Raw genomic sequence first — 19,625 nt, 5'->3', positions numbered from 1 at the left:
TGAGAGAGCGGTAGCCTCTTGTCGAACGCCCGCTACCGACCGGGCATGGACATCACGATTGCCGAATCGACGGTCGCGGGGACGGCGCAAGCGCCGCCGTCCAAGAGCTACACGCACCGGGCGGTGCTGGCCGCGGGCTACGCTGACGGCGCAGTGGTCCACGACCCGCTCGTGAGTGCGGACACGAAGGCCACGATGCGAGCGGTCGAGGCCTACGGCGGGAGCGTCTCGCTGGCAGCGGATGAATCGACGGTTGAGGTCACGGGTTTCGACGGCCGGCCGAGCACGCCGGACGACGTCATCGACTGTGCCAACAGCGGGACGACGATGCGACTGGTCACCGCGACGGCCGCACTGCAGGACGACCTCGCGGTGCTGACTGGGGACGAGTCCCTCCGGTCGCGCCCGCAGGGGCCGCTGCTCGACGCCGTCGAACAACTGGACGGCGACGCCGAGTCGACGCGCCGGAACGGGCAGGCCCCGCTCGTGGTTGGCGGCGGCATCGACGGCGGCGCAGTGGAGATCCCCGGCGACGTATCCTCGCAGTACATCACTGCGCTGTTGATGGCCGGTGCCGTCTCGCCGGACGGCATCGACATCGATCTGACGACCGAGCTGAAATCGTCGCCGTACGTCGACATCACGCTGGAGGTGCTGGAAGCCTTCGGCGTCGACGCCGAGAAGACCGACGCCGGGTTCACCGTCGACGGTGGCCAGTCCTACGCGCCAGCGGGCGGCGACTACAACGTCCCCGGGGACTTCTCGTCGATGAGCTATCTGCTCGCGGCCGGCGCACTCGCCGCCGATGACGGCCTGCGCGTCACCTCGGCGTTCCCCAGCGCCCAGGGCGACGCCGCCATCGTCGACATCCTCGACCGGATGGGGGCCGACCTTGACTGGGACGAGGAAAACGGCGAAATCACCGTCTCACAGTCAGATCTGACCGGCATCGAGGTCGGCGTCGAAGACACACCAGACCTCCTGCCGACCATCGCAACGCTGGGAGCCGCCGCCGACGGCGTCACGCGGATTACCGACGCCGAGCACGTCCGGTACAAGGAGACTGACCGCGTGAGCGCGATGGCCGAGGAACTCACGAAGATGGGCGCCGAGGTGGAGGAACACCAGGACGAACTGTTCGTCTACGGCGCGGACAGCGATCTCGTCGGCACGACGGTCGAGGGGCGCGCGGACCACCGTATCATCATGTCGCTGGCCGTCGCCGGCCTCGTCGCCGATGGAGAGACGACGGTGACCGGCGCGGAGCACGTCGACGTGTCCTTCCCAGACTTCTTCGAGGTGCTCGACTTGCTCGGGGCTGCTGTCGGAAAATAGAGTAGCAGGTCACTGCCTGACCAGATTTTGTTATGAAAGAACGTTGTGTCTATCGTAGATAGGTGTGCTTTTACGCAGTGAAGAACATTTACAACACACGTTGTGAATCAGACGAGCGCTTCCGAACAATCTACTGCGAACCCCACGACAGTCCTCTACGTCGATGACGACCAGTTGTTGCTTGATTTGCAGGCCGATATCGCCGACGAGCGCGAGGCAGTCGAACTAGTAACGACACCGAACACCGACCGGGCGATGACACTGCTGGCCGACCGCAAATTCGACTGCGTGGTGGTTGGACGCCGGCGTACTACCCCCTCAGTGGGCAACTTTGCCCGTACGGTCAACACGAAGTATACGGACACGACACTGGTACGGTACACCTGGGAGCCCTGTCCCGACGACGCAGACAAGGTGTTCGATGCGGTTCTTGAAAAACAGATCAAGGCAACGGAGACGGTGCAGTTTCTCGACCGTGTCAGGTGGCTCGACGACTGAGGGGCGCATCTACAAGGTTCAAATGCCCCCAACCCCGACACCACTGTAATGAACGGCAACGAGTTCGGTCGTCTGTTCCGCATGACGACCTACGGCGAGTCCCACGGGGAGGCGATGGGCTGTACCGTCTCCGGCGTTCCGGCGGGTGTCGAACTCTCGGAGGAAGAGATACAGAAAGACCTCGACCGGCGCAAGCCCGGCCAGTCGATGATCACCACCTCCCGAGGGGAACCGGACAAGGTGACGATCAACTCCGGAATCCAGGACGGCTACACCACCGGGACCCCCATCGGGATGGTCATCCAGAACAAGGACGCCCGCTCGGGCAAGTACGAACCTTTCATCACGGCACCACGGCCGTCACACGGCGACTACACCTACTCCGCGAAGTTCGGAACCCGGAACTGGGGCGGCGGCGGCCGCTCCTCTGCCCGCGAGACGGTCAACTGGGTCGCGGCGGGCGGCGTCGCCAAGCAGGTGCTCGAACAGTCCGACTACGATGTCCAGATCAAGGCCCACGTCTGCCAGATCGGCGACGTAGAGGCCGGTCCGGTCACCTTCGAGGACATGCTCGAACACAGCGAGGAGAACGAGGTCCGCTGTGCCGACCCAGAGGCCGCCGAAGAAATGCGCGACGTGGCCGACCAGCACCAGAAGGAAGGGGACTCCATCGGTGGCGCGATCTACTTCGAGTGTCGCGGCGTCCCGTCCGGTCTCGGCGCACCCCGGTTCGATAGCTTCCCGTCCCGGCTGGGACAGGCGATGTACTCCATCCCGGCGGTCAACGACTTCGAGTACGGCATCGGCCGCGAGGCCCGGACGACCCGGGGCAGCGAGTACACTGAAAACTGGGAGTTCGACGAGGACGGCCACCCGACGCCGGTCGGCAACGACCACGGTGGCATTCAGGGCGGCATCACGACCGGTCAGCCGATCTACGGCGAAGTGTCGTGGCACGCGCCGGTGTCGATTCCCAAGACCCAGAAGACGGTCGACTGGGAGACCGACGAAGGCAAGGAGATCACCGTCACCGGTCGCCACGACCCAGTCCTGCCGCCGCGGGCGGTCCCGGTCGTGGAGGCCATGCTCGCCTGTACGGTGCTCGATTTCATGCTGCTTGGCGGCCGCATCAACCCCGACCGGCTCGACGGCCGGCCGGGCGAGTACGACACCGACTACCACCCGTCCAGCCCGCAGAACGATCCGGAGGACGCGGACACCCACGCGAAAACTATCGACGACGAGTAAGATGGACGCACAACAGGAGTCCAAATCGAACCCGTTCGGGATGGACGAGGAGTGCCAGAACTGCCCCGCGCTGTGTGAAACGCGCGAGAACGTCGTCCATGGCTACGGTGACGTGGGCGCCGAGTTCATCGTCCTTGGCGACTCGCCCGCAATCGGCGCTGACGAGTCGGGCGTCCCCTTCACCGGCGAGAGCGAGCGCGAACTGCTCGACATCCTCGCCGCGGTCGACATGTGCTCGGACCCGGACGCCGACAGACCGCAGTTACAGAACACCTTCCTGACCTACGTCACCCGCTGCCGCCATCCCGACAGGGAGGCGACTGACGAGGAGGTCGTCAACTGCGAGCCGTATCTCAACAGTGAGATACGGATGATAAACCCCGAAATCCTGCTGCCGGTCGGGCAGCGCCCCCTCGAAGAGCTAGCCTTCGAGTACACAACGATGAGCGAGGACGAACTGGATATCGAGGAACGACACGCGACGACGATTCGCGGTCGCGGGTTCGAAATCCTCCCGATGATTCCGCCGAGCGAGCAGACCGACGAGGAACGGACAGCGTTTCTAGAGCACTTCAGTGAGACGCTCGGTCAGGACTACCGGCAGACGAAGGGCCGGCGCGGGCGGTAATTAGGTGTCGGACTGGACTTCGGTTTCAGCGGTCTGGAGCAACTCGTCCGGGCTCGACACTGTCCCGTACTCCGTTGCTGCCTGCAACCGGTTTTCAGCATCGTGGCGGTACTGGCTCGCCTGTGTCGATGCACCCTGTTCGCTGGCGTAGGTCATACCGCTGAGCCACTCGGCAGCCTGCCAGAAACAGGTCGCTTTCTTGCGCGCTCGTTCCGACAACTCGGCCAGCGCATTGTCGTCTGCTTCACGAACAGCCGTTGTGAACTCCTCGACGCTTTGCTCGAAGTCCGATGCGGCACTGTCGAACCCACCGCGAGCGAGCGCCATCTCCCCGTCTTCGACGGTCGCCAGTGCATCGGATAGCTGGCGACGTGCCTCACGATACCGTATGTAGCCGACATGGTACGCCCGCTGTGCCGCCGCGGTCCCGGACAGCGTGGCTTCGCGTTCGCAGTCACGACACACGATCTTCGGTTGCGAGTCACCAAGAACACGGTACTCCGACCCACATCCATCGCATCTGTAGGTCTGGGATTGCTCCATATAGTTTCTCTTAGTTATCAAATACTGCTCACATGTTATAATTGTTCTGTCGCTGCAGTGGAACACAAGCGACTAATCACAGTCGAGCCGAGAAGACAGTATGACTACGGTAACTGTGCTGGCTGATCCGCCAGTCGAAGGGTTCGTGTTGCAGGAGCTGGCGGGCGGCATCGTAGACGACGCCGAGGCCGCCGAGCTATACGAGGCCATGCTGCTTGATGTCTGTCGTGCGGTGGAGATCAGCGGTGCTGAGCTGTTGGTGAACTACCGGCCATCGGACCAGATCCCGGACGGTGTCGACCCCGAGACCGCGGTTCGGGAGCCAGTGACAGCGGCCCTCGAATCACCGGGCAACGCCCGATTCGAGGTACAGGTCGGTTCGACGTTCTCTGGTCGGGTCGGGAACACTGTCACACACCTTCTCGACCGGGAAGACGTCGCAACCGTCGCCGCCGTCGAACCGACAGCAGCACTGTTGAACCGCCAACTCATCGACAGCGCGGCGATGAAACTCCGATCCAGCGGCGTGGTACTCGGCCCCGCTGCGGGCGGCCGCGTCTACTACGCGGGCTTTGGCGAACCGATAGATTTCGAGGACAGCTACGCCACCCCGGCGGTCGAAACCATCGGCGAGCGTGCCGCAGATGCTGGTCTCGATGTGGACTTCCTCCCATCAGCGCCCGTCCTCGAAACGCAATCTGACCTCGAAACGATGGTTCCGCTGCTACGCGCCCGGAACCGGGCTGGTCGGGTCGTACCGCAACGGACGGCGACGTTCCTCGATGACCTCGGAATCCGTGTTGTCGATGACGACGGCGATCCGACTGTGGTCCGAGAGACCGACAGGTCTTAGAAGGCCCACCGAATATGCTTGACTGCGGTGGGATGGCAGAGCGGCCTATTGCGCCTGCCTTGAAAGCAGGTATCCTCACGGATTCCTGGGTTCAAATCCCAGTCCCACCGTATGTTTCTACGTAATTAGCGCCACGTACTGCGGTTTTGGTGGTTCTGGCATCCAGCCCCGCAGCGTTCACACCCACCTAAACTAGATTCATGGTCATAAATCCTAGGTACGATAGCCTCGGGGCTAATCGGGGCTGGCTTGACCTCTGACCACCCCGGTGGTGCGGACCTCTCGCACCACATTGTGTAGCCTTGTAATGACGGTGTAGTCTTCGCAAAGTCATCAGCTTAAGAGTAAAAATTATTAGTAAGTATTTATATATAAGGATATGATTGTGGACTCTATTATCAGCGGGGCTGTGTTCCTTATTGAGGAATTGGGTATATTTGCGGTTGGGGCTACGGTGATTGGTTGGGTGGCAAAAGATATGATAGGTCAATACTTTGAAAAAGAATTGAATAAATATCAAGCAGAAATAGATAAAGAGCTGAGTAAATATCAGGCTGAACTTGATAAAGAAAAACTTCGATACTCACAACTCCATACCGACCGAGCGCAAGTCACGGCGGAACTGTACGAAAAGCTCGTTCAATTTGAGTTGGATATGATAGAACTGACCGACCCCGTAGAGCTTGGCGATAGACCCCCTAAACGTGAATTGTTGATGTCTGCAAAGGAATCTGGCAATGAATTTCTGAGGTATTATAGAAGGAATCAAATCTATTTCCCAGAGGATGTTTGTAAGACAGTAGATGAAGTATACGAGGAAATGAAATCGATATTTCATGAGTTTATGATTTACAAACCTCACGAATCTGAGCCTGGGGACCCCCAAGACCCTGAGCATTGGCTGGAATTGTGGGAGCGAGTAAGTGATGATGAAGTCCCAGAACTAAAGAAAGAGCTTGAGGACCATTTCCGAGAATTGCTTGGCGTGGATACAGAACAGCAGAACGGCTAACAATAGTCCAACAGACTGCCCGAACAATTCCACCCCCTACCCCAGTGGAGTATGGGACCCGTCCGCTCACTAATCTTGACGTGGGAGTGCGCGGACAAGACGAGTTTTGGATTCTGTTTGTAGAGTGCACAAACTGAGATGAGGAGCCAGCGAGTCGTAGCCGACGCAACGTCGTGCGTTCGGCCGACTTACTCCGGTTAGAGCACGACCCACACGGCATTCGGCCCGGTTCAGGACTGCACAAAAGGAGGGTACAGAATTCGCCGCTTTCTGACTCGTAGGGACAGTATACTGGATTCCGGCAATCAGGCGGTTTTATGTCGATGGTCGGGATTATATCCGTGTAATGGTACGTGAAGATAGGTCCCCGAGACAGCACTGGTCGGGCTTCCTGACTGTGTGTGTCGTCGCCCTCCTCCTCGCAGTGACGGCCGCAGGGCCTGCTGTTGCTGAACCGAGTCTGTTCGTGTCCGGCGCTTCGAAAGACACGAATACGGTACTCGCCGGTGACTCGGTGAACGTCACCGCGACAGTCCAGAACACCGGCAACTCGGGCGGTGCAATGAGCATTGAGTACGTAGTAAACGGTACAACGAGAGCGACCGAACGGGTAGTCGTCGACGCCGAGTCCGCAGTTGAGCGAACACGGGCGCTGAAGTTCGACACCCCCGGAACGTACAGGATTAAAGTCAAGAGCCCAGGGAATTCAGCCGGGCGAGTCAAGGTCAAACCGGCAATAGTCGAGACCACGCGTACGGACTCGACTATGCGGGAGCTCAAGATACGCGGCGGGATGGTCCCGACGAACGAACCCTATGTGATGAACGTCTCGGGGCCAGCGAACCGCGCGTTCACGCTCCAGTCTTGGACGGTCAACGCGTCACAGGAGGCGTTCACCCAGGACGTGACGGAATACACCGAACCCAGTGCGGCAGACATCTCGGTGCCATCCGGTGACGCTGCATCGGTGTTCGGCGTGGTGACTGTCGGGTCGTCAGGCGGCGTCGAACCGTCGTCGATGCAGTTTGCACTGAACCGGTCAACACTCCAGCAAGCTGGGATAGCCGCACAGGACGTCCGCGTGTATCATCGCGTCAACGGCTCCTGGAAAGCTGCCGAAACGGCTGTCGCTTCGGAACAGCCCAATCGCGTCGTTTACGAGGCGGATACAAAGGAGCGACGGCTTACGCCATCGGGAAAATCGAGCCGTCGTTCTCCGTCACACGAACGTCAGTCGTCAACGAACAGGCGACAGATGGACATCGTGTCACCGTCAGGGGAACTGTCGAAAACGCTGGCAGTGCCCCGGGAACCTATGACGCGCAGATGCTGGTCGACGGTGAAGTCGTCAACCAGACCTCGATGACTGTGCCAGCGGACACCGAACAGACGGTGACACTGTCGACGGTCGTGACGACGCCGGGGACGTTCCAGATCGGCTTCAACGACGTCAACGCCGGCGAGGTTCAGGTAACCGAAAGCCAGCTCCAGACCGATGAGAACGGCGGTGCCGAGCCGAAGACGGAGCCGACGGGAACGGAGCCAGCGGTCCAGACCGAACCCGCGGTTGACGGTGACGGCGGACTCGGACCGCTCCCAGCCACAGTCATGGGTATCAGTACGGTACTGGTCATCGGTGGACTTCTCGGTGCGTTGCTGCTGTTCGGCGTCGTCATCGTGCTCCTCCGACGGGGTGGCAGCCGGAACGACAGCGGCTTCGAACTGTAGGCGGGGAGAGAAACCCTTTTTGTGCCAGTGTCCAGAGAATCGCGTATGGATTGGCCACACGATCCGGACGGTGAGGAAGGAAGCGAGGGCCGCCGCAAATACGGCCACGCTGTGCTGGCGAAGAAAGTCGACGAGGACGAGGACTTCCCACTGACTGCCGAGGAGTACGTCGAACAGTACGGGGACCACCCGGTTCGGATCGACTATGAGACAGTCGTCAGCGTAGCGGACATCTTCGAGTACGTCGACCAGGATGAGTTCGAGGACTTCCCGGACTTCCACAAATCTCTCGGGCGCGCGCTGCGCGAGGCAGACTGGTGGCCGTACAGACTCGAACAGGCTTGATTGTGTAGTGTGTGGGCACGACACATACTTGTGGGAGGCCGGTGTAGCGTCGCGTATGGCGACGACATCTTCAAGCGGCGACCGCGCCGAGCAGGGACTCCCCGAGGAGGTTGTTGCTGACCTGTTGTCGGACGACACTCGCCGTCGCGCGCTCTCGATACTGGCAGACCGCGGTGAACCAGTGGTCGTAGCAGACCTCGTGACGGCGGTTCTGGCGGCCCAGCGTGACATCGAGCCAGCGGCAGTCCCTGACACTGCCAGGGACGAACTCACCGAGGAACTGTTCACCGAGCACCTCCCGAAACTGACGGCAACGGACGTCGTCGCATACGATTCGATGATCGGAACCGTCGAGCTTCAGCGACGTGATGCAGTACCGACTGAGCTCCGTTGAATCGGCTCCCATGTCCGGGATCCGACACCGGTCGGACCGGACCACAGTCTACGCTGCCGGTACATTTCGATAGAGCAATACCCGTTGCTTCGAAACGAACGATGGACAGTGACCAACACCCAGATCACCCATATACAGATTGACAACTACGGGCCGTGGACTGTGACGCCTGAGCCCCGCCGTGAAGTCGACTTGCAGACGCTCCAGTCCCGGTTGTACGCTGATCTCGCACAGTTGTTCGGGAACCGCGACGGCTACATCTTCTTCTCGCGGTTCGACAATATGATCGCCGTGACGAACGGACTGGACGAAGCGGCACACGCACTCATTCAGGAATCCGTCGGCAATCGCTACCCGGTGACGATGAGCCTCTCGGTCGCGACGGGAACGACGCCCGTCTCTGCGCTGGGAACAGCGACGGAGCAGCTACAAGAGGCCGGGAGTGCACAGGACAAGGGCCGACGAGAAGTGTTACGCGGCCAGACGATCGACGAGCAGTTCCGGAAGCCCACAGACGTACAACTCGCGCATTTCGATGTCGACGACGCCACCGAAAAGTACACCGACCAGCTCAACGAGTTCGACACGTTCATCCAGATCGAACAGGGATACGCAGCACTCATGAAGTATATGCGCGAGGCCCACGACTCGCTGTCGTTTTTCGTCGGCGGCGATAACGTCATCGCAGTCTGCCCGGACCTGGACGAAGCGGACTACCACGACGCCATCGACCACGTCCGCGAGGAAGTCGACGTGGAGTTGAAAGTCGGTGTCGGACGCGGACGGACGGCAGCTACGGCCGGAATGGACGCCAAACACGCATTAGAGACCTGTCGGGCGACCGGCGAGGCCGTCACCATCGAAACCGAGACAACTGAGTAATTTGTGAGTCAAACGATATAAACGTAGTGGAGGTATCTTTTAGACCAGCCATGTGGTAATCATACGCATGAACGATGAGGTCACTGTGCGGGAGGTTATGAACAGAGAGTACGTCGGGGCAAGCGAGTCCGACGACCTCCTCGAAACGACGGAGTTGCTGATCCGAGAGGACCAACATCCGATTCTCGTGTTACGAGGGAACGAACCGGTCGGCGTCGCGACGGACAGGGACGTGCTGGCGTACATCGTCGATGGCGGCGACCCAGAAACGGCCACCGTCGGCGACGTGATGCGTGAATCCATTCCGACAATCGGCCCCGATGCTGGACTTCCGGCGGCCCGGGACCGAATGGCGAGCCGGTCCGCCGAGTTCCTTCTGGTAACGGCTGAGAGAGAGCCGCTCGGAACGCTGACCGAGCACGACATCCTCTCGACCGCGAGGCTAGAGAGCGAGTCGACAGACGTCGCCGAACAGCCCTCGACGGTTGCGACGACCGGGCAGGAAGCCACCACCGACGGGATGCAGTCCGCCGCCGAGGATTCGTTCGACAATCAGGGCATCTGTTCCGCCTGTAGCACGTTTACACGAGATCTGGCGTCGTTCAACGGGCAGCTCCTCTGTGCGGACTGTCGTGACGTCTGAGCCACTCCCACCGGTCTCCGTCTCTCACAGCGGACGGATACGGCGGCGTAGCCGAACTGTTTTCATCGTACGACACGGAGTACCACCGTGGAAATCGACACCGCCTCGATGGATGACGTGGACACCATCGTCGACCTGTGGGTCCGACTGGCGGAGAGCCAGCGTGCCCACGGGTCACATCTGTTCGGGGACCGGAACCGGACTGCGGTCCGAGAGACGGTCGTACAGCGTGTCGTCGCCGAAAACGTCCGTATCGCCTGTATAGACCAACACATCGTCGGATTCGTCATGGTGACTATCGACAGCGGCCGGTACGAACAAGACGAGACGCGGGGCATCATCGAGAATATCTTCGTCGAACCAGTCCACCGGAACCAGGGAATCGGCAGCGAACTGCTCGATACGGCGGAAGAGCTACTCCGCCAGGCCGGTGCGGATATCCTCGCGCTGGAGGCGATGGCGGACAACGAATCCGCCCGGCAGTTCTATCGAGCACAGGGCTACGCACCACACCGGATCGAGCTCGAAAAGCCGACCGAAAACGATACTCTCTAAACGGTCCCCACACAACGCAGGTATGCAACCGCGCCAGGGGAGCTTGGGTGGTCCAAGCACTCGACTTGTAATCGAGAGTTCGTGGGTTCAAATCCCACCCCTGGCTTTACGCTTTTACCGCTGGAGGGCGTACGGCAGAGCATGAGTGAATCCGAAGAAGAACTCCCGGACAACGACGAAGAGTGGCGCGAAATTCTCTCCGACGAAGAGTACCGAATCCTCCGCGAGTCTGGAACAGAGCCGCGGTTCAGCAGCGAGCTCATCGATGTAGAGGACGAGGGCGTATTCACCTGTGCCGGCTGTGGGACGGAACTGTTCGATAGCGACAGGAAATTCGAATCAGAAACCGGCTGGCCGAGCTTCTGGGACGTGTATCAGGAAGGCAACGTCGAAACGCGGGCGGACAACAGCCACGGGATGGAGCGAACAGAAGTCATCTGTGCCGAGTGTGGCGGTCATCTGGGCCACGTGTTCGACGACGGGCCGGAGCCGAGCGGGAAGCGGTACTGCATCAACGGCGCGGCGCTCGACTTCGAGTCGGAGTAGCGACCACCGGAACCCTTTTTTCCGTCATTGAAGTTGATACGGCTAGACGTGACTGAACACGGGACCGACGAGGCGGGCGACGACGGAGCCGGAACATCGGTCGACGAGTCGCTGGTCGACGAGCCACCGACTGCGACCGCCGAACAGCCACCGCCGGAGAGTCACCTGCTAGCCGAGAGCCTCCGAACGTTTCCGTGGCTTCGCGCGGCCGGCGTCGCAGTCGGGACGCTGGCTGTCGAATACCTGCTCGTCGCACTGCTGTTTCTCGTCGGACCGTCGTCGATCGACCTGCCGGAGCTGTCGGATCGGTTAGTCCAGTACGGGTTCGTGCTGTACAACGCTCATCACGTGCCGACGCTGGTGACGGCATCGGACGCAGAGGTGTACGGCTCTGCCGCCCGGAACGTCCTGTACGGCGCACAGGGTGCGAGCGTGCCACCCATCGTCTATTTCCTGATTCCGATTGTCGCGCTGGTCGTCGTCGGCGCACTGTTCGAACGCTATCGCGGCGATACCCGGTCTGACAGCCTGCTCGAAGAGGCGGCGCTCGTCGGCACTGGCATCGGCTTCGGCTATGTCGCAACGGGGTTCGCAGGGAGCTTCGTGTTCGTCCGGACGGTCATGTTCGACGGCGGGGGCGAGGGACAGGCCGCACCGGCGGTGCTGTGGCTCCTCATCCTGCTGTTTTTCTTCCCGTTGCTATTTGCGAGTCTCGGCGCGGCCGCCCGGTATCTCTACGCCGACTGGGCTTCGGGCGCGTAAGTCGTCTCGATAAATTCGAGAATACGCTCGGACTCAGCCATCGTGATGCCGCGGTCCTCATCGACCAGAACCGGGACGCCCCGCTGGCCTGAGACCCGCTTCACCTCGTCGCGTTTCGAGTGCAGCGCCTCGACCCAGACGCTGTCGTATTCGATTCCGAGGTCGTCCAGTCGGTCGGCGACCTTCTCACAGTACGGACAGCCGTCGAGCTGGTAGAGCGTCAGGCTCATACTGAGCGGTACGGACGCCGTCCTCAAGGTGGTTGTGCTCCAAAAAACGCAGCGGTCGACCTGACGTTACTCGTACAGCCAGGACGAGTCGATCTGGTCCCAGTCGACGAGCTCGTCCTCGTCGAAGAACAGCTCGATTTCGCGCTCGTTTGCGCCCTCGTCTTCGTGGTCGGAACCGTGGATGACGTTCCGACCGAGATCGAGCCCGTAGTCGCCGCGGATGGTGCCAGGAGCCGATTCGGCGGGGTCAGTCTCGCCCATCATGTTTCGGACCTGCCGGGTCGCGTCCTGACCTTCCCAGACCATCGCGAAGACGGGGCCGGAGGTGATGAAGTCGACGAGCCCGTCGAAGAACGGCTTGTCCTCGTGCTCGCCGTAGTGCTCCTCGGCGAGCTCCTGGTCGATCTGCATGAACTTGCCACCGACCATCTTCAGGCCGCGGTCCTCGAAGCGGGAGACGATGTCCCCGATGAGGCCGCGCTGGACGCCGTCGGGCTTGACCATCACGAACGTACGCTCGTGTTCGGACATCAGGCCTCGGCCTCCTCGGCTTCCTCGTCAGCGTCGTCTTCAGCATCCGCGTCGGCCTCGTCGGCGTCGGCATCAGCTTCTTCCGCGTCTGCTTCCTCGTCCGCAGCCGCCTCAGCGTCTGCTTCTGCCTCGTCAGCGTCAGCTTCGACTTCTTCGGCCTCATCCTCGACCGCACCGGCGTCACCGCGTGCGGTGTCGGTCCATTCGAGGTTGCGGGCCTCGCGGCCCAGGTCGGCGTTGTTCTCGCACTTCGAAGAACAGAAGTGCGTCGTCGCGCCGTCCTTGTGGACGAACATCGTGCCCGTGCCGGGCTCGATGTCGGTGCCGCAGTAGTCACATTCGCGTGTCCGGGGCATGGTTACTGCCCTCCGATGGTGTCGGCCTCGCGAGCCGTCTCACGGAGCTGGAGCACGTCACCTTCGCGGACCGGGCCGAGAACGTTGCGCGTGATGATGCGCCCCTGATTCTCGCCTTCGCGGATGCGGCACTTGACCTGCATGGCCTCACCGTGCATCCCCGTCCGGCCCACGACTTCGATAACCTCGGCGGGCGTGGAACCGCTGCTTTCGGATTCCTCAGCGCTCATCCGAGGTCACCTCACCGAAGCTCCTCGACCTTGTCGGCGATGTCCTCGACATCGGCGTCAGCCTCACCGGCGTCGGTGACGGCTGCAGCGGCCGAGCCGACTTCGAGCCCGGCGGCGTGACCGAGGTCGTCCTGCTGCTCGACGAAGATGAAGGGAACGCCCTTCTCGTCGGCAAGCTCCGGAATGTGCATGACGATCTCCTCGGGCTGGACATCTTCAGCGACAAAGACGAGCTCGGCGGAGCCGCGCTCGATGGACTTGGTCGTCTCGTTTGTACCCTTCTTTACTGCGCCTGTGTCCCGGGCAACCTCGAGCGCCTCAAGGGCGTCGTCTTCGAGGTCCGCGGGAACGTCGAAATCTACGTATACTGGCATTTGTATGTTCACCTCCTGCGCGCGAGCTCAGGCTCCCCCGCCGTGTCCGGGCCGCGAGGCCCGTCACACCGTGACGGTGTGTATCCTGAAAAGGCTGGGAGCATCATCAACTCGGCGCAGGCTGTACCCCATTCTGTGCTACCGGCCCTAAAAGCGCTTTCGAAGCCGAAATCCCGTGCCAGCCCGCCACACGGGTGCTGTCGGGGGGTCTGCCTATTCCGCGGCCGCCGACGCATCGGCCAGCGCGGCCCGCGCGTCCGAGACGAGACGGACCACCACCTCACCAGCGGGCCGTACGTCCTGTGCGAGGCCGGTGCTCTGGCCGGCGTAGTGTGGCAGGGCCTCGACATCGCCAGTCATCCCCGCAAGCGGTGGCATATCAGCAAGCCGACTAATCGGCTCGCCGTCGGGCATCTGTGCGATTTGATCGGCGTCACTGGGGCCGTCCATTTCGTCCGAATCGTGGCCTGCCTGCCGTTGGACCTCGTCGGTTTCGAGGACCCGGTGTGGCTGGTCCGGCCAGCCTCGGTCGAACAGGTCGGTAAACCGCGTCGCCGTCTCGGGCGCGTCAACGATTCGTTGCCGGTATCTCTCGTGCGCGCCGGATTCCTCGGTCGCCACGAACCGAGTGCCGAACCAGCCGCCATCAGCTCCGAGCGTCAGCGCCGCCGCGAGGCCGCGACCGTCGCCGAGACCGCCGGCCGCGACGACCGGGACTGGAACCGAGTCAGCTACCCGCGGAAGCAACGCGAAAGTCGTCACGTCGCTCTGGACGTGGCCGCCGGCCTCCCGGCCCTGAGCGACCACGACATCGGCTCCAGCATCGGCAGCGGCTCTAGCCTCGGCGGCGCTGGCGACCGTTACCATCGCTGTGCCACCGACTTCGTGGACCCGGTCGATGTACGGCCCGGCATCGCCAAACGAGAAGGAGACGACCGACGCGCCCGCGTCCAGACAGGCATCGAGACACGCCGACGGTGAGAGCACGCCCGTCGACTCGTCGAGGACGACGTTGACGCCGACCACGCCGTCAGTCGCGTTTGCGGCGTCCGTGTACGCGTCACGGATCGCGTCGGCCTCACGCCACGACATCGCCAGCATTCCGAGGCCGCCCGCGTCAGCGACTGCCGCGGCAAGGGACGGTGTCGAGACGCTTCCGACTGGAGCCTGTACGACTGGGTGGTCGATACCGATCTCGGAACAGAGCGGGGTCTGGAGGGGAGCCATGCCGGCGACTGTGTCCTGTCCGGTAAAAAGCGTACCTAGGGAGCGCCATGACCGTCAGGTCCATACTGGCGCGTCCGCCACCTCCGGTATGAACATCGCGCGCTCGCTCCGAGCGGAGGCCCGCCGTGCGAACGAGCGCCGGCTGCTCGTGCTGGCGGGCGACCCCGACCGGACGCGGGAGCGAGCGGCAGCAGCGCTCGACGCGGCAGGCATCTCCAGCGCCGAAACGACCGTCGTCGGCCCGGAATCGTTCCTCGACTGTGAACACCACGAGCAGTCCCGCGCCGAGGAGCTTCTCGGTCGGACTCGGACGGCTGTCGTCCTCGATGCGCACGAGGAACTGCGGCCGGACGCGGTCGGGCGGACCGTCGGTGCCGTCGACGGCGGCGGCCTCTACGTCCTCCTCGCGCCGCCGCTGGAGACGTGGCCCGAGGAGCGCGACGGGTTCGACGCCTCGCTCGCAGTCCCGCCTTTCAGCGTAGAGGACGTGAGCGGGCACTTCCGTCGTCGGTTCGTCGAAACGTTGCGAGCACACCGAGGTATCGCTATCGTCGACACAGGCACTATCGAGCAGGACGGCCTGACGGACCCGCCACCGAGCCGTCCGGTTCCGAGCCCGACACTACCCACCGACGCGTGGTTCCGATCCGAGACCTACGCTCAGTGTCTCACTGATGACCAGCGGGACGCGGTCCAGGCGTTCGAGTACCTGCAGACCGACGGCGAGGCGGTCGTGGTCGAGGCCGACCGTGGTCGGGGGAAGTCAAGCGCCGCCGGGCTGGCCGCCGGCAACCTCGCCGCGGCGGACAGGGACGTACTGGTGACCGGGCCGCAGTACCGGAGCGCCGCCGAGGTGTTCGCGCGGGCGGGACATCTGCTGGAGACGCTCGGCGTCGACTTCACGCGCGACCGTTCGTCAGACCCCCAGCGGCTCAGCGTTGCAGGGGCGGGCTGTGTGCGGTACGCGCCACCGGACGAAGCGGCATCGCTTCCGGATGGTCCCGACGTGGTCATCGTCGACGAGGCCGCGGCCCTGCCGGTCCGGCGACTCGAACAGTTCCTCGACGCGCCAGCGGTCGCCTTCACCACGACCGTCCACGGCTACGAGGGGGCAGGCCGGGGCTTCTCCGTCCGGTTCCGTGACCGACTTGCCGAAAGCGACCTCGCCGTCACCGACGTGTCGATGACGACACCGATTCGATATGGCGACGCCGACCCCGTGGAGGTGTGGGCGTTCCGGGCGCTGTTGCTGGACGCTCGCCCGCCGGTCGACCAGCTCATCGAAGATGCGACGCCGGAAACCGTCGAGTATCGGCGCCTGTCAGCGGCGGACCTGCTCCCCGACGAACATCTACTCCGGGAGGTGTTTGGCCTGCTCGTGCTGGCGCATTACCGGACGGAACCCTCGGACCTGGCCCGACTGCTCGATGCACCGAACCTCACCGTCAGGGCGCTGACCCACGAAGGCCACGTCGTGGCAGTGGCGTTGCTGGCACAGGAAGGCGGGCTCTCGGCGTCGACCCGGGCCACGATGTACGAGGGCGGGCGGGTCCGCGGGAATATGCTCCCGGACGTGCTGTCGACACAACTCCGTGACGAAGCCGCCGGGGTTCCGGTCGGCCAACGGGTCCTCCGCATCGCGACCCACGCCGCGGTCCGGTCTCGCGGGCTCGGCTCCAAACTCCTCTCGGAGATCAAGGCGGAGTTCACCGACCACGTGGACTGGCTTGGAGTCAGCTACGGTGCAACGCCGGAACTCGTCCGCTTCTGGGCAGACAACGGCTACAACACCGTCCACCTCGCAACCTCGCGGAACGCGACCAGCGGCGAGTACTCCGTGGTAATGCTCGACCCTTGTTCCGACGATGGGGCGGCGCTCGCGGCGCGTCACGGGGAGTGGTTCCAGAACCGAATCGCGGCGGTACTGTCGGACCCACTCGACGACTGTGACCCTGACGTTGTTCGGGCCGTGCTTCGAGCGACCGACGGCGAGCGGCCGGTATCGCTCTCGGAGTGGGACTGGCGGCTGGTCGCCGGCGTCCCCGGCGGCGCGTCAGTCCTCGACACGAACCCGAAACCGTTCCGTGAACTCACCCGCCGACGTCTGTCGGACCCGGCCGACGCGACCGCGCTCTCAGCGCAGGAGGAACGCCTGCTCGTCCGAAAAGTCTTGCAGGCACATCCATGGTCGGCCGTCGCCGAGGAGCTGGCGTTCGTCTCCGAGCGTGAGTGTATGCGCACACTCGGCGGAATAGTCGAAAGGTTGACGCGTCTGTACGGCGACCCTTGGGTACAGGAGGAACTCGACAGACACCTATGAGCCTGGTTGGCCTCGAAACGCTGTTGTTTGTACTCGCGTTCGCCCTACTGGTCGGCGGTGTCATCGGTAGCCTCACGCCCCAAGTCCCCGGCGCGCTCGTCTCGCTCGCCGGCGTGTACCTGTACTGGATCGCCAGCGGCATGACTAACCCCGGGACGCTTTTGCTGGCCCTGTTGACGCTGGTCGGCCTGCTGACGTGGGCCGTCGACATCGCGGGCGGGGCCGTCGCCGCGCGCGTCGGCGGAGCGTCGAACTGGACGGCGGCCCTCGCTGGCGTCGTGGCGCTCGTCCTCTTTTTCGTCACCGGCCCGCTCGGTATCCTGCTGGGCGTCGCCGGGACGGTGTTTGTCGTCGAGTTCTATCGGCAGGAGGACGCGAGAGGGAGCGCGAAGGCAGCACTGGTAACCACCGCTGGGATGCTGGCCTCCAGCGTCGTTCAGGCCCTGCTGACCGCATCGATACTGGTCACTATGATTGCCGTCGCGCTCCTATGACACAGTGTGCGGAGGACGGCTGCGAAACCGAAGCCGCGGTCGAACTCCACATCCCCTGGGATGCGAACCGGAAAGTGTGTCCGGCCCACGCCCGCGTCTGGGCGCAGAAGGACGGCGTCGTCCCGTCGCCGATGGACGGCCACGAGGACGAGTGGCCGTAGGCCGCTGTCGTCGGAATTGACTCTTTAATTCACACGTAGGTACTAGATCGGCGGGCTGCCAAACGTTCACGAAGAAAATATAATAATAATTGGGATTGAATACGACAAGTGAGGCGTGTTATCATGAAACGCGAGATGCTCACCACCGACTTCATCGACCGTGCAGCGGACATCTACGACGACGCGACCAGCATCGTCGCCCACGACGGCACCGAGTACACGTACGCGGAGGTAAACGAGCGAATCAACCAGTTGGCACACGCACTGTCGGACCGGGGCGTCTCCAAGGGGAGTCGCGTGGCCCTCCTCGCGCCGAACACACACTACTTCATCGAGACGCTGTACGCGACGAACAAACTCGGCGCGGTGTTTGTCCCGCTGAACTACCGGCTCGACCCTGCGAAAATCGAGTATATCCTGAACGACTGTGAAGCTGCGACGGTCATCGCCGACTACGATTTCGCGGAGAAGGTCGAGCCGGTACGGGACGACATCCCTGCGGAGACGTACATCGGCTACAAGCCCGACCGTATCGACGGCGAATGGGACGCCTACAGCGGTATCCTCGACGGGCAGCCGACTGCCGAACCGGACCGACCGGACATGACCGAGGACGACGACGCCAGCATCAACTACACGTCCGGTACTACGGGGGACCCGAAGGGCGTGGTCAGGACCCATCGGACCGAAAGCTGGCACTCGCTGGTCCTCAATCAGCACATGGAGATACGCGACGACGACACGTACCTCTGGACGCTCCCGATGTTCCACTGCAACGGCTGGGGCCACACCTACGCCATCACCGGAACCGGCGGGACGCACGTCTGCCAGCGGACCTTCGATGCCGCGGACACCTTCCGCCGGGTCCGTGAGTACGACGTGTCGTTCATGTGTGGTGCGCCGACAGTGCTGAACAAACTCATCCAGCACTACCGAGCAAACGACGGCGACGTAGTGACACAGGGGGACCACGACGTACGAATCGCGACGGCCGGTAGCGCCCCGGCGACGGCGACCATCGAGCGCGTCGAAGACGAGTTCGGCTGGCGCATCATCCACATCTACGGCCTGACCGAGACGGCCCCGATCATCACAACCAGCAACTCCCCGCGGCGCATCGCCGAACGGGGCCGTGAACTCAAGGTCAAGCAGGGCTCGGAGGTGCTGTGTACCGATATCCGCGTCGTCGACGAGGACGGCAACGACGTACCACACGACGGTGCAACCATCGGTGAGATCGTGGTGCAGGGCAATCAGGTGATGGACCGCTATCTCAACAAGCCCGAGATCACCGAGGAGGCATTCAACGACCGCATCGAGGGGTACTTCCACACCGGCGACCTCGCGACGTGGGACGACGACGGGATGATACAGATCATGGACCGCCGGAAGGATATCATCATCTCCGGAGGCGAGAACATCTCCTCGATCGAGCTGGAAGACGAACTGTACGACCACCCCGATGTGCTGAAAGCCGCGGTCATTCCGGCTCCGAGCGAGGACTGGGGTGAGACGCCGATGGCAATTGTCGTCCCGACGGCCGACAGCGACGTGACCGAACAGGATATTCTGGATTTCCTCAGAGAACGCGTCGCGAGCTACAAGGTCCCCGCCGGCATCGACTTCCGGGACTCGCTTCCTGAAACGGCGACCGGGAAAATCCAGAAGTACGAACTCCGCGAAGAGTACTGGCAAGAGCAGGAACGAATGATCGGTCAGGAGTGAGCGCG

General features: G+C 62.6%; 24 protein-coding genes, 2 tRNA genes and 1 pseudogene. 20 read left to right on the top strand and 7 right to left on the bottom strand.

All coding sequences use genetic code 11. From position 1 onward, the window contains the following. The first annotated feature begins 45 nt into the window (after positions 1-45). The 4 genes from aroA (at position 46) to IEY38_RS19180 (ending at position 3,709) form a co-directional block, all read left to right on the top strand. Entirely contained in the window at positions 46-1,335 is a 1,290-nt protein-coding gene (gene aroA / locus IEY38_RS19195) for a 3-phosphoshikimate 1-carboxyvinyltransferase (protein ID WP_188980323.1), read from the top strand. A gap of 102 nt (positions 1,336-1,437) precedes the next feature. Next, the gene (locus IEY38_RS19190) at positions 1,438-1,833 is read left to right on the top strand and encodes a hypothetical protein (RefSeq protein ID WP_188980322.1); all 396 of its coding nucleotides are present in this window, start codon (positions 1,438-1,440) and stop codon (positions 1,831-1,833) included. A 48-nt stretch (positions 1,834-1,881) separates the two neighbouring features. Next, positions 1,882-3,081, top strand: coding sequence for a chorismate synthase (gene aroC, locus IEY38_RS19185; RefSeq protein ID WP_188980320.1), 1,200 nt, complete (start codon positions 1,882-1,884; stop codon positions 3,079-3,081). A 1-nt stretch (position 3,082) separates the two neighbouring features. Continuing rightward, positions 3,083-3,709, top strand: coding sequence for a uracil-DNA glycosylase (locus tag IEY38_RS19180; protein ID WP_188980313.1), 627 nt, complete (start codon positions 3,083-3,085; stop codon positions 3,707-3,709). Here the strand turns inward: IEY38_RS19180 and IEY38_RS19175 are convergent, their stop codons facing one another. After that, positions 3,710-4,252: a hypothetical protein gene (locus tag IEY38_RS19175; RefSeq protein ID WP_188980311.1), complete on the bottom strand. Its 543-nt coding sequence runs from the start codon at positions 4,250-4,252 to the stop codon at positions 3,710-3,712. 100 nt (positions 4,253-4,352) lie between these two features. Between IEY38_RS19175 and IEY38_RS19170 the strand changes: the two genes are divergently transcribed. The 12 genes and pseudogenes from IEY38_RS19170 to IEY38_RS19115 all read left to right on the top strand — a co-directional run bounded on the left by IEY38_RS19170 (position 4,353) and on the right by IEY38_RS19115 (position 11,972). Further along, positions 4,353-5,105 (top strand): hypothetical protein, encoded by a 753-nt coding sequence (locus IEY38_RS19170; protein ID WP_188980309.1) that lies wholly within the window; start codon positions 4,353-4,355, stop codon positions 5,103-5,105. 26 nt (positions 5,106-5,131) lie between these two features. Continuing rightward, positions 5,132-5,215: transfer RNA gene (locus IEY38_RS19165), tRNA-Ser, on the top strand. A 269-nt stretch (positions 5,216-5,484) separates the two neighbouring features. Further along, positions 5,485-6,117 (top strand): hypothetical protein, encoded by a 633-nt coding sequence (locus tag IEY38_RS19160; protein WP_188980307.1) that lies wholly within the window; start codon positions 5,485-5,487, stop codon positions 6,115-6,117. 466 nt (positions 6,118-6,583) lie between these two features. Next, positions 6,584-7,845: pseudogene (locus IEY38_RS21790) on the top strand (PGF-pre-PGF domain-containing protein). A 45-nt stretch (positions 7,846-7,890) separates the two neighbouring features. Beyond that, complete coding sequence (locus tag IEY38_RS19150) at positions 7,891-8,190, top strand: DUF5785 family protein (RefSeq protein ID WP_188980305.1); 300 nt, start codon at positions 7,891-7,893, stop codon at positions 8,188-8,190. A gap of 55 nt (positions 8,191-8,245) precedes the next feature. Beyond that, entirely contained in the window at positions 8,246-8,584 is a 339-nt protein-coding gene (locus tag IEY38_RS19145; protein ID WP_188980302.1) for a DUF7344 domain-containing protein, read from the top strand. Between the two features lie 108 nt (positions 8,585-8,692). Beyond that, on the top strand, positions 8,693-9,466 hold the full coding sequence (locus IEY38_RS19140) for a GTP cyclohydrolase III (protein ID WP_005535527.1): 774 nt from the start codon (positions 8,693-8,695) through the stop codon (positions 9,464-9,466). 67 nt (positions 9,467-9,533) lie between these two features. Then, entirely contained in the window at positions 9,534-10,109 is a 576-nt protein-coding gene (locus tag IEY38_RS19135) for a CBS domain-containing protein (RefSeq protein WP_188980300.1), read from the top strand. A gap of 87 nt (positions 10,110-10,196) precedes the next feature. Then, entirely contained in the window at positions 10,197-10,664 is a 468-nt protein-coding gene (locus IEY38_RS19130) for a GNAT family N-acetyltransferase (protein WP_188980298.1), read from the top strand. Positions 10,665-10,696: 32 nt separating this feature from the next. Beyond that, a tRNA-Thr gene (locus IEY38_RS19125) sits at positions 10,697-10,770 on the top strand. A 35-nt stretch (positions 10,771-10,805) separates the two neighbouring features. Next, positions 10,806-11,210, top strand: coding sequence for a peptide-methionine (R)-S-oxide reductase MsrB (gene msrB, locus IEY38_RS19120; protein ID WP_188980296.1), 405 nt, complete (start codon positions 10,806-10,808; stop codon positions 11,208-11,210). Between the two features lie 48 nt (positions 11,211-11,258). Continuing rightward, on the top strand, positions 11,259-11,972 hold the full coding sequence (locus tag IEY38_RS19115; RefSeq protein ID WP_188980294.1) for a hypothetical protein: 714 nt from the start codon (positions 11,259-11,261) through the stop codon (positions 11,970-11,972). On the opposite strand, the gene IEY38_RS19110 is transcribed toward IEY38_RS19115, so the two are convergent. The 6 genes from IEY38_RS19110 to IEY38_RS19085 all read right to left on the bottom strand — a co-directional run bounded on the left by IEY38_RS19110 (position 11,945) and on the right by IEY38_RS19085 (position 14,920). Further along, positions 11,945-12,202 (bottom strand): glutaredoxin family protein, encoded by a 258-nt coding sequence (locus tag IEY38_RS19110; protein ID WP_188980292.1) that lies wholly within the window; start codon positions 12,200-12,202, stop codon positions 11,945-11,947. The genes IEY38_RS19115 and IEY38_RS19110 overlap by 28 nt on opposite strands. Positions 12,203-12,268: 66 nt before the next feature. After that, complete coding sequence (gene ndk, locus IEY38_RS19105) at positions 12,269-12,733, bottom strand: nucleoside-diphosphate kinase (protein ID WP_005535544.1); 465 nt, start codon at positions 12,731-12,733, stop codon at positions 12,269-12,271. Further along, entirely contained in the window at positions 12,733-13,089 is a 357-nt protein-coding gene (locus tag IEY38_RS19100) for a 50S ribosomal protein L24e (protein ID WP_170098214.1), read from the bottom strand. Before IEY38_RS19100 ends, ndk begins: the two co-directional genes overlap by 1 nt. A 2-nt stretch (positions 13,090-13,091) precedes the next feature. Continuing rightward, complete coding sequence (locus tag IEY38_RS19095; RefSeq protein ID WP_004516764.1) at positions 13,092-13,319, bottom strand: 30S ribosomal protein S28e; 228 nt, start codon at positions 13,317-13,319, stop codon at positions 13,092-13,094. 11 nt (positions 13,320-13,330) lie between these two features. Beyond that, a complete protein-coding gene (rpl7ae, locus tag IEY38_RS19090; protein ID WP_004593501.1) occupies positions 13,331-13,693 on the bottom strand; it encodes a 50S ribosomal protein L7Ae in 363 nt (120 codons plus the stop codon). Positions 13,694-13,906: 213 nt separating this feature from the next. Continuing rightward, complete coding sequence (locus IEY38_RS19085) at positions 13,907-14,920, bottom strand: NAD(P)H-dependent flavin oxidoreductase (protein ID WP_188980290.1); 1,014 nt, start codon at positions 14,918-14,920, stop codon at positions 13,907-13,909. On the opposite strand from IEY38_RS19085, the gene tmcA reads away from it, so the two are divergent. The 4 genes from tmcA (at position 14,919) to IEY38_RS19065 (ending at position 19,620) form a co-directional block, all read left to right on the top strand. Next, a complete protein-coding gene (gene tmcA, locus IEY38_RS19080; protein ID WP_188980288.1) occupies positions 14,919-17,240 on the top strand; it encodes a tRNA(Met) cytidine acetyltransferase TmcA in 2,322 nt (773 codons plus the stop codon). The two genes, IEY38_RS19085 and tmcA, sit on opposite strands and share 2 nt — an antisense overlap. After that, on the top strand, positions 17,237-17,734 hold the full coding sequence (locus tag IEY38_RS19075) for a DUF456 domain-containing protein (RefSeq protein WP_188980286.1): 498 nt from the start codon (positions 17,237-17,239) through the stop codon (positions 17,732-17,734). Before tmcA ends, IEY38_RS19075 begins: the two co-directional genes overlap by 4 nt. Next, on the top strand, positions 17,731-17,895 hold the full coding sequence (locus IEY38_RS19070) for a hypothetical protein (protein WP_170098218.1): 165 nt from the start codon (positions 17,731-17,733) through the stop codon (positions 17,893-17,895). The genes IEY38_RS19075 and IEY38_RS19070 overlap by 4 nt, the downstream gene beginning before the upstream one ends. Before the next feature lie 123 nt (positions 17,896-18,018). Beyond that, on the top strand, positions 18,019-19,620 hold the full coding sequence (locus IEY38_RS19065; RefSeq protein ID WP_188980455.1) for a class I adenylate-forming enzyme family protein: 1,602 nt from the start codon (positions 18,019-18,021) through the stop codon (positions 19,618-19,620). Positions 19,621-19,625: the final 5 nt, after the last annotated feature.

The sequence above is a fragment of the Haloarcula sebkhae genome (genome assembly GCF_014647415.1).
Taxonomy (GTDB): Archaea; Halobacteriota; Halobacteria; order Halobacteriales; family Haloarculaceae; genus Haloarcula; species Haloarcula sebkhae.
Note: the sequence above shows the minus strand (reverse complement) of the source record. Positions and strands in the feature narration are given on the sequence as shown.

Bases quoted from the DNA above. Each gene is read 5' to 3' on its own strand.
- aroC (WP_188980320.1), top strand. From the start codon at position 1,882: ATGAACGGCAACGAGTTCGGTCGTCTGTTCCGCATGACGACCTACGGC.
- IEY38_RS19160 (WP_188980307.1), top strand. From the start codon at position 5,485: ATGATTGTGGACTCTATTATCAGCGGGGCTGTGTTCCTTATTGAGGAA.
- ndk (WP_005535544.1), bottom strand. From the start codon at position 12,733: ATGTCCGAACACGAGCGTACGTTCGTGATGGTCAAGCCCGACGGCGTC.
- IEY38_RS19145 (WP_188980302.1), top strand. From the start codon at position 8,246: ATGGCGACGACATCTTCAAGCGGCGACCGCGCCGAGCAGGGACTCCCC.
- IEY38_RS19085 (WP_188980290.1), bottom strand. From the start codon at position 14,920: ATGGCTCCCCTCCAGACCCCGCTCTGTTCCGAGATCGGTATCGACCAC.
- IEY38_RS19150 (WP_188980305.1), top strand. From the start codon at position 7,891: ATGGATTGGCCACACGATCCGGACGGTGAGGAAGGAAGCGAGGGCCGC.
- IEY38_RS19175 (WP_188980311.1), bottom strand. From the start codon at position 4,252: ATGGAGCAATCCCAGACCTACAGATGCGATGGATGTGGGTCGGAGTAC.
- msrB (WP_188980296.1), top strand. From the start codon at position 10,806: ATGAGTGAATCCGAAGAAGAACTCCCGGACAACGACGAAGAGTGGCGC.
- aroA (WP_188980323.1), top strand. From the start codon at position 46: ATGGACATCACGATTGCCGAATCGACGGTCGCGGGGACGGCGCAAGCG.
- IEY38_RS19065 (WP_188980455.1), top strand. From the start codon at position 18,019: ATGAAACGCGAGATGCTCACCACCGACTTCATCGACCGTGCAGCGGAC.
- IEY38_RS19170 (WP_188980309.1), top strand. From the start codon at position 4,353: ATGACTACGGTAACTGTGCTGGCTGATCCGCCAGTCGAAGGGTTCGTG.
- IEY38_RS19180 (WP_188980313.1), top strand. From the start codon at position 3,083: ATGGACGCACAACAGGAGTCCAAATCGAACCCGTTCGGGATGGACGAG.
- rpl7ae (WP_004593501.1), bottom strand. From the start codon at position 13,693: ATGCCAGTATACGTAGATTTCGACGTTCCCGCGGACCTCGAAGACGAC.
- IEY38_RS19135 (WP_188980300.1), top strand. From the start codon at position 9,534: ATGAACGATGAGGTCACTGTGCGGGAGGTTATGAACAGAGAGTACGTC.
- IEY38_RS19100 (WP_170098214.1), bottom strand. From the start codon at position 13,089: ATGCCCCGGACACGCGAATGTGACTACTGCGGCACCGACATCGAGCCC.
- IEY38_RS19070 (WP_170098218.1), top strand. From the start codon at position 17,731: ATGACACAGTGTGCGGAGGACGGCTGCGAAACCGAAGCCGCGGTCGAA.
- IEY38_RS19110 (WP_188980292.1), bottom strand. From the start codon at position 12,202: ATGAGCCTGACGCTCTACCAGCTCGACGGCTGTCCGTACTGTGAGAAG.
- tmcA (WP_188980288.1), top strand. From the start codon at position 14,919: ATGCCGGCGACTGTGTCCTGTCCGGTAAAAAGCGTACCTAGGGAGCGC.
- IEY38_RS19075 (WP_188980286.1), top strand. From the start codon at position 17,237: ATGAGCCTGGTTGGCCTCGAAACGCTGTTGTTTGTACTCGCGTTCGCC.
- IEY38_RS19095 (WP_004516764.1), bottom strand. From the start codon at position 13,319: ATGAGCGCTGAGGAATCCGAAAGCAGCGGTTCCACGCCCGCCGAGGTT.